4 protein-coding genes are annotated in these 7,765 nt (G+C 66.4%); 3 read left to right on the forward strand and 1 reads right to left on the reverse strand.

All coding sequences use genetic code 11. The features are described 5' to 3' along the window. Nucleotides 1-97: 97 nt before the first annotated feature. A complete protein-coding gene (locus tag B3446_RS10625) occupies nucleotides 98-1,165 on the reverse strand; it encodes a LysR family transcriptional regulator (RefSeq protein WP_291380786.1) in 1,068 nt (355 codons plus the stop codon). 387 nt (nucleotides 1,166-1,552) lie between these two features. On the opposite strand from B3446_RS10625, the gene B3446_RS10630 reads away from it, so the two are divergent. From B3446_RS10630 to B3446_RS10640, 3 genes are all read left to right on the forward strand, one after another. Next, complete coding sequence (locus B3446_RS10630) at nucleotides 1,553-2,746, forward strand: efflux RND transporter periplasmic adaptor subunit (protein WP_291380788.1); 1,194 nt, start codon at nucleotides 1,553-1,555, stop codon at nucleotides 2,744-2,746. A 25-nt stretch (nucleotides 2,747-2,771) separates the two neighbouring features. Then, the gene (locus tag B3446_RS10635; RefSeq protein ID WP_291380790.1) at nucleotides 2,772-5,987 is read left to right on the forward strand and encodes an efflux RND transporter permease subunit; all 3,216 of its coding nucleotides are present in this window, start codon (nucleotides 2,772-2,774) and stop codon (nucleotides 5,985-5,987) included. A 74-nt stretch (nucleotides 5,988-6,061) separates the two neighbouring features. Next, the gene (locus B3446_RS10640; RefSeq protein ID WP_175184820.1) at nucleotides 6,062-7,540 is read left to right on the forward strand and encodes an efflux transporter outer membrane subunit; all 1,479 of its coding nucleotides are present in this window, start codon (nucleotides 6,062-6,064) and stop codon (nucleotides 7,538-7,540) included. Nucleotides 7,541-7,765 lie beyond the last annotated feature (225 nt).

Below are 7,765 nucleotides of genomic sequence, written 5' to 3' on the forward strand. Positions count from 1 at the left end.
GAGGGACGTAAGGGCTGTATTTACTACGGGGTTTCCCGTGCTTAACGCAGATGGCGGACCCGAGGGTCCGCCAAGTCGTCGTGCAGACTGCGCGGCTTTACAGCGCGTATTCCGCAGCTTCCTCGCGGGCGGTGCGGCGACGCGGGGCCATGTCGGCCAGCGCGGGAATCGCCGGCACAGGGGGCTGCGCCGGGGCGGTCTGTCCCTGATTGCGCTGATAGACGGCGCAGGACGCGGCGGCCGGATCGGTCTCGTCGCGGCCGCTGAGCAGCGGACACCCGGCGAACAGTTCGGCCACCCAGTCGGTAAAGGCCCGCACCTTGGGCGACAACTGCCGGCTCTGCGGATACAGCACCGAAATTGCCGTGGAGCTGGGCTTCCACTGCGGCAGGATCTCGATCAGCTCACCCGATTGCAGATACGGCAGCGCCATGTAGCGCGCGGTCTGGATCAGCCCAAAGCCCTTCAGCCCGCAATCCAGATAGGCGCCCGCTTCGTTCACGGCCACCGTGCCCTTCATGTCCACTTCCTGGTGCTTGCCGTCCACCTTGAAGTCCCAGGCACAGTTGCGACCGGTGCGGCTGGAGAAATAATGCACCGCGTGGTGGTCGCGCAACGATTCGATCGTCTGCGGCATGCCGTGGCGCGCCACGTAGGTCGGCGACGCGCAAGTCACGGTCTGCAGGGTGCCGATGCGGCGGGCGACCAGACTGGAATCTTCGAGATCGCCGGCGCGGATCACACAGTCCACGGCTTCCTGGACCATGTCGACCGGACGGTCGCCCAGGCCCAGCACCAACTCGACGTCGGGGTATTTGTCGTGGAAATCACACAATGAGGGAATCAGGATCAGCCGGCCGATGCAGGTCGGCACATCGATGCGCAGCCGGCCTTTGAGCCGCAGCGCCGCTTCCTGGAAGCAGGCCTCGGTCTCTTCCACGTCGGCCAGGATGCGCACGCAATGCTGGTAATAGCCCGCGCCGTCGGGCGTCAGGCCGATGCGGCGCGTGGTGCGGTTCAACAGGCGAACGCCCAGGAGGCGTTCCAGATTCTGAATGATGGTGGTGACGGTGGTGCGCGGAAGCGAAAGGCTGTCGGCCGCCCGGGTGAAGCTATTGGCGTCCACGACGCGCACAAACACCTGCATAGCCTGAAAGCGGTCCATGGCAAGGGTGTCCTTAGGCAAATAAGTCGGGGTGGACGGAGCATAACCCGATTTCGGCCTGGATTAGTCATTCTCCACGAACAGTGTTGCCGGGATAGATAGGTTTATCCGTCCGGACAAAACACTCAGAATGCAAACCATCTTGAAGTGCCCTTGCCGCCCGGCGCAAGAAAAGGGCATGTCAATCCTCAGATTCCGCCCCCGCAGCGACCCGCCCTGATCAGGCGCCCGCCGCCTCTGGATAAGCGACCCCGGTCGATGCTGCACCGCAGCATATCCTTATAGCTCCGGATTCTTAGGACTGGCATCCCCGCCCCGCCGACTCGTCGTCCCCCGCATACCGGGCAAGCGCGCTTCCGCCTCTAAAAGACCACTCAAGGAAACACCATGGTTTCGCGTAAACGTATTGCTGTGCTCGTCGTATTTGCAGCCGTGCTGGCGGCGGGCGGCGGATACGCCCTCACCCGCGGCCCGGCCGGCGGCAATGTCGCGATGGCACAGGGCGCCCCCGCCGCGCCTCCGGTCGAGGTGGCCGAAGTCCTCAACAAGACGATCGTCGACTGGCAGCGCTATTCCGGCCGCCTGGAAGCCATCGACCGCGTGGACATCCGCCCCCTGGTCTCCGGCACGCTGACCGCCGTCCATTTCAAGGACGGCAGCATCGTCAAGAAGGGCGACGTGCTCTTCACCATCGACCCGCGCCCCTACGCGGCTGAAGTCGACCGCGCCGCCGCGGCGCTGACCGCCGCCAAGGCGCGCGCCGCCTACACGGCCTCGGAACTGGCGCGCGGCCAGCGCCTCTTGACCGACAACGCCATCGCCCGCCGCGACTTCGAGGAAAAGCAGAACGCCGCCCGCGAAGCTGCCGCCAACCTGCAGGGCGCCCAGGCCGCGCTGGACTACGCCAAGCTCAACCTGGGCTACACGCGCATCGAGGCCCCCGTGGACGGCCGCGTGTCGCGCGCCGAAGTCACCGTGGGCAACGTGGTCGCCGCCGGCGCCGCATCGGTGCCGCTGACCACGCTGGTGTCGGTGTCCAAGATGTACGCATCGTTCGACGTGGACGAACAAACGTTCCTGCGTTACGTGAACCCCGCCCGCAACGGCCGCAATGGCGCGGTGCCGGTCGAACTGGGCCTGGCCAATGAAGACGGCTACTCGCGCACCGGCGCCGTGCAGTCGGTGGACAACCGCCTGGACGCCACCTCCGGCACCATCCGCGTGCGCGCCGAGTTCGACAACGCCGACGGCACCCTGCTGCCGGGCCTCTACGCCCGCATCCGGCTGGGCGGCAGCGACCCCCGCGAGGCCGTGCTGATCGACGAACGCGCCATCGGCACCGACCAGGACAAGCGCTTCGTGCTGGTGCTGGACGACAAGAACCACGCCGTCTACCGCCAGGTGAAGCTGGGCGCCAATCAGGAAGGCCTGCGCGTCGTCGATTCCGGCCTGGCTGCCGGCGAGCGCATCGTCGTCAACGGCCTGCAGCGCATCCGCCCCGGCGACGCCGTGACCCCGACCGTTGTCCCCATGGTTGCCGCCAAGCGCAACCCGGTCAAGACCGCCTCGGCGCAGAACTGAGCCGACGCGTCGAACGAGAACGTTTATGAATATCTCGAAATTCTTCATCGACCGGCCGATCTTTGCCGGCGTGCTGTCGATCCTGGTGCTGCTGGCAGGCCTGCTGGCCATGTTCCAACTGCCCATCTCCGAATACCCGGAAGTCGTGCCGCCATCCGTGGTGGTGCGCGCGCAGTACCCGGGCGCCAACCCTAAGGTCATCGCCGAAACCGTCGCCTCGCCGCTGGAAGAATCCATCAACGGCGTCGAAGACATGCTGTACATGCAGTCGCAGGCCAACAGCGACGGCAACCTGACGCTGACGGTCAACTTCAAGCTGGGCGTGGACCCGGACAAGGCGCAGCAGCTCGTGCAGAACCGCGTGTCGCAGGCGCTCCCGCGCCTGCCGCCGGACGTGCAGCGTCTGGGCGTGACCACGGCCAAGAGCTCGCCCACGCTGACGCTGGTCGTGCACCTGATCTCGCCCAATGACCGCTACGACATCACCTACCTGCGCAACTACGCGATCCTGAACGTCAAGGACCGCTTGTCGCGCATCACGGGCGTGGGCGAAGTGACGGTGTGGGGGTCGGGCAACTACTCCATGCGCGTGTGGCTCGATCCGCAAAAGGTCGCGCAGCGCGGCATGACCGCCTCCGAAGTCGTCAACGCGATCCGCGAGCAGAACGTGCAGGTGGCCGCCGGCGTGATCGGCGCCTCGCCCACGCAGGGCGACGTGCCGCTGCAATTGAACGTGAACGCACGCGGCCGCCTGCAGACCGAAGAAGAATTCCGCGACATCATCCTGAAGACCTCACCGGACGGCGCCGTGACGCACCTGTCCGACGTGGCCCGCGTGGAACTGGATGCCCAGGAATACGGCCTGCGTTCGCTCCTGAACAACAAGCAGGCGGTCGGCATGGGCATCATGCAGTCGCCCGGCGCCAACGCGCTGGACGTGTCCAGCCAGGTGCGCGCCGCGATGACCGAACTGGCGCAGGACTTCCCGCCGGGCGTGGAATACCGCATCGAATACGACCCCACGCAGTTCGTGCGCTCCAGTATCGAAGCCGTCGTGCACACCCTGCTCGAAGCTATCGCGCTGGTCGTGCTGGTCGTGATCCTGTTCCTGCAGACCTGGCGCGCGTCCATCATCCCGCTGCTCGCGGTGCCCGTGTCCATCGTCGGCACGTTCGCGCTGCTCCTGATGTTCGGCTACTCGATCAACGCGTTGTCGCTGTTCGGCATGGTGCTTGCCATCGGGATCGTGGTGGACGACGCCATCGTGGTCGTCGAAAACGTCGAGCGCAACATCGCGGCCGGCTTGAGTCCACGCGACGCGACCTATCGCGCCATGCGCGAAGTCAGCGGCCCCATCATCGCCATCGCGCTGACGCTGTGCGCCGTGTTCGTGCCGCTTGCCTTCATGACGGGCCTGACCGGCCAGTTCTACAAGCAGTTCGCCATGACCATCGCCATCTCGACGGTGATCTCGGCCTTCAACTCGCTGACCCTGTCGCCCGCCCTGTCGGCCCTGCTGCTCAAGAGCCACCACGACAAGCCCGACTGGCTGACCCGCGGCATGAACCGCGTCTTCGGCCGCTTCTTCAACTGGTTCAACAACATGTTCGGCCGCGCGTCCGAGTCCTACGGCACGGGCGTGGCCAGCGTCATCCGCCGCAAGGCCGGCGCGATGGGCGTATACGCAGTGCTGGTCGCCGCGACCATCGGCGTGTCGTACCTGGTGCCCGGCGGCTTCGTGCCCGCGCAGGACAAGCAATACCTGATCGGATTCACGCAGCTGCCCAACGGCGCCTCGCTGGACCGCACCGAAGACGTGATCCGCCGCATGAGCGACATCGCCCTGAAGGAACCCGGCGTGCAATCCGCCATCGCCTTCCCCGGCCTGTCCATCAACGGCTTTACCAACAGCTCCAGCGCCGGCATCGTGTTCGTCACGCTCAAGCCTTTCGGCGAACGCAACAACGCCGAGCTCTCGGGCAATGCCATCGCCGCGTCCCTGAACCAGAAGTTTGCGGCCATCCAGGACTCGTTCATCGCCGTGTTCCCGCCCCCGCCCGTCATGGGTCTGGGCACGCTCGGCGGCTTCAAGCTCCAGCTGGAAGACCGCGCGGCCCTTGGCTATGCCGAACTGGACAAGGCCAAGCAGGCCTTCCTGGAAAAGGCGCGCCAGACGCCGGAACTGGGGCCCACGTTCTCCAGCTACGAGATCAACGTCCCGCAGCTCGACGTCGACCTGGACCGCGTCAAGGCCAAGCAGCTTGGCGTGCCGGTCACCGAAGTCTTCGACACCATGCAGATCTATCTGGGCTCCATGTACGTCAACGACTTCAATCGCTTTGGCCGCGTCTTCCAGGTTCGCGCACAGGCTGACGCGCCCTTCCGCGCGCACGCCGACGACATCCTGCAACTGAAGACCCGCAACGCCGCTGGCGACATGGTCCCACTGTCCTCGCTGGTCACCGTCAAGCAGACCTTCGGCCCCGAAATGGTCGTGCGCTACAACGGCTACACCGCCGCCGACATCAACGGCGGCCCCGCGCCCGGCTACTCGTCCGACCAGGCGCAAGCCGCCGCCGAGCGCGTTGCCGCCGAAACCCTGCCGCGTGGCGTCAAGTTCGAATGGACCGACCTCACGTACCAGCAGATCCTCGCGGGCAACGCCGGCCTGTGGGTATTCCCCATCAGCGTCCTGCTCGTCTTCCTGGTGCTGGCCGCGTTGTACGAAAGCCTGACCCTGCCGCTCGCCGTGATCCTCATCGTGCCGATGAGCATCCTGGCCGCGCTCACCGGCGTCTACCTCACCGGCAACGACAACAACATCTTCACGCAGATCGGTCTGATGGTGCTGGTGGGGCTGTCCGCGAAGAACGCGATCCTGATCGTCGAATTCGCCCGAGAGCTTGAAATGAACGGCCGCACGCCGCTCGAAGCCGCCATCGAAGCCAGCCGCCTGCGCCTGCGCCCCATCCTGATGACGTCCATCGCGTTCATCATGGGCGTGGTGCCGCTGGTCCTGTCCTCCGGCGCCGGTTCCGAAATGCGCCACGCCATGGGTGTCGCCGTGTTCTTCGGCATGCTCGGCGTGACCCTGTTCGGCCTGTTCCTCACGCCGGTGTTCTACGTCCTGCTGCGCTCGCTCGGCGGCAAGAAGCTGCACTCCGCCGCGCCGCATGAAGCGCCCGTCTGCGTGCCGCACATCGACCCCAACGCGCCGCCCGCTCCGCAACACCACGCGTAAGCCGACAGAAAAAAGAGTAGCCAGCGCGTCCCGTCCGAATTCGCACGGGACGCGCGCCAAAGAGAAACGTCATCATGATCAAAAGACTGACCCGAGGATCCGCCCTGCTCGCCATGCTGCTTGTGCTGGCCGGCTGCGCGGTGGGTCCGACCTACCAGCGCCCCACGGCCGACACGCCCGCCGCCTTCAAGGAAGCCGCCCTGCCCGCGTCCGAAGCGGGCACCTGGAAGCCCGCCGAACCTTCTGAGGACGCCCTGCGCGGCGCATGGTGGAAGGTCTTCAACGACGAAGGCCTGAACCAGCTTGAAGAGGAAGCCCAGCGCGCCAACCAGGACCTGCAGGCCGCCGCCGCCCGCCTCACCCAGGCCCGCGCCCTGCAACGCGAAGCCCGTTCCGGCTTCTTCCCCAGCCTCGACGCCGGCTTTGGCCCCAACCGCCAACGCCCCTCGGCCGTCTCGCAAGGCCTGCCCGACGGCACGTCGACTTCGCCCGTCACCACCTGGCGCGCGCAAGGCACCGTCTCGTACGAAGCCGACCTCTTCGGCCGCGTTGCATCGACAGTGGACGCTGCCACCGCCGACGCCCAGCAAAGCGAAGCGCTCTACCGCTCCGTCCTGCTCGCCCTGCAAGCCGACGTCGCCACCACCTACTTCCTGGTCCGCGAACAGGACGCCGAATCGCGCCTCTACCACCAGACCGTCAAGCTGCGCACCGACACCCTTCAACTCATCCAGCGCCGCTACGACGCTGGCGACATCAGTGAACTGGACCTGGCACGCGCCAAGGCCGAACTCGCCTCCGCGCAATCCGAGGCCCTGGGCATCGACCGCCGCCGCGCCACCGCCGAACACGCGCTGGCCGTCCTGCTGGGCCGCGCCCCGTCCGAATTCACCATGCCGCCACAGCCCATCGAAAAGATCGCGCTGACCATCCCCGCCGGCCTGCCCTCCACGCTGCTCGAACGCCGCCCCGACATCGCCGCCGCCGAACGCGCCATGGCCGCCGCCAACGCCCGCGTCGGCGCCGCCAAGTCCGCGTTCTTCCCCCGCCTGGACATCACCGGCGCCTTCGGCTACGAGTCCTCGGAACTGGGCAACCTCTTCCAGTGGTCCAGCCGCACGTTCCTGCTCGGCCCCCTCGTCGGCGCCGCCCTGTCCATGCCCATCTTCGATGGCGGCCGCCGCCAAGCCGGCCTGGACCGCGCCCGCGCCGTCTACGAAGAAGACGTCGCCGTCTACCGCCAGACCGTCCTGAACGCGTTCCGCGAAGTCGAAGACAACTTGGCGAACCTGCGCATCCTCGCGGACCAGACCAAGGCCCAGAACGAGGCGGTAGAAGCGGCTGCCCGCGCCGCGAAACTCTCGCACACGCAGTATCGCGAAGGCTCGATCAGCTATCTGGACGTGATTGAAGCCGACCGCAGCGTGCTCTTGCAGCAACGCGTGTCGGTGCAACTGACTGCCGAACAGGCCCGGTCGACGGTGGCATTGATTCGCGCCATCGGCGGCGGCTGGGATAATCCGGTCCCGCCGGAGAAGGTGGCGACGAAGTAACGCAAACCAGTTTGGTGTCTGACACGCGAAGCGTTTCTAACCCGGTGTCAGACACCCCGCGTAGACCGGCTTGCACTCGTTACGGTTAAGCCCCAGGGGTGTCAGACACCTAGCCGTCACCAAGCCATCACCGAGCCGTCGCCAGCCGACACGGTACCGCCAAAAAAAAACCACCCGCGCGCCAGCGCGCAGCGCCATTACCCCGACGCAAGACACCGCGTAAGC

This window comes from Achromobacter sp. UBA5777, from assembly GCF_002418565.1.
Classification (GTDB): domain Bacteria; phylum Pseudomonadota; class Gammaproteobacteria; order Burkholderiales; family Burkholderiaceae_B; genus Achromobacter; species Achromobacter animicus.

Excerpts from the sequence above, each read along its gene's own strand:
- B3446_RS10630 (WP_291380788.1), top strand. The coding sequence starts at position 1,553 with ATGGTTTCGCGTAAACGTATTGCTGTGCTCGTCGTATTTGCAGCCGTG.
- B3446_RS10625 (WP_291380786.1), bottom strand. The coding sequence starts at position 1,165 with ATGGACCGCTTTCAGGCTATGCAGGTGTTTGTGCGCGTCGTGGACGCC.
- B3446_RS10635 (WP_291380790.1), top strand. The coding sequence starts at position 2,772 with ATGAATATCTCGAAATTCTTCATCGACCGGCCGATCTTTGCCGGCGTG.
- B3446_RS10640 (WP_175184820.1), top strand. The coding sequence starts at position 6,062 with ATGATCAAAAGACTGACCCGAGGATCCGCCCTGCTCGCCATGCTGCTT.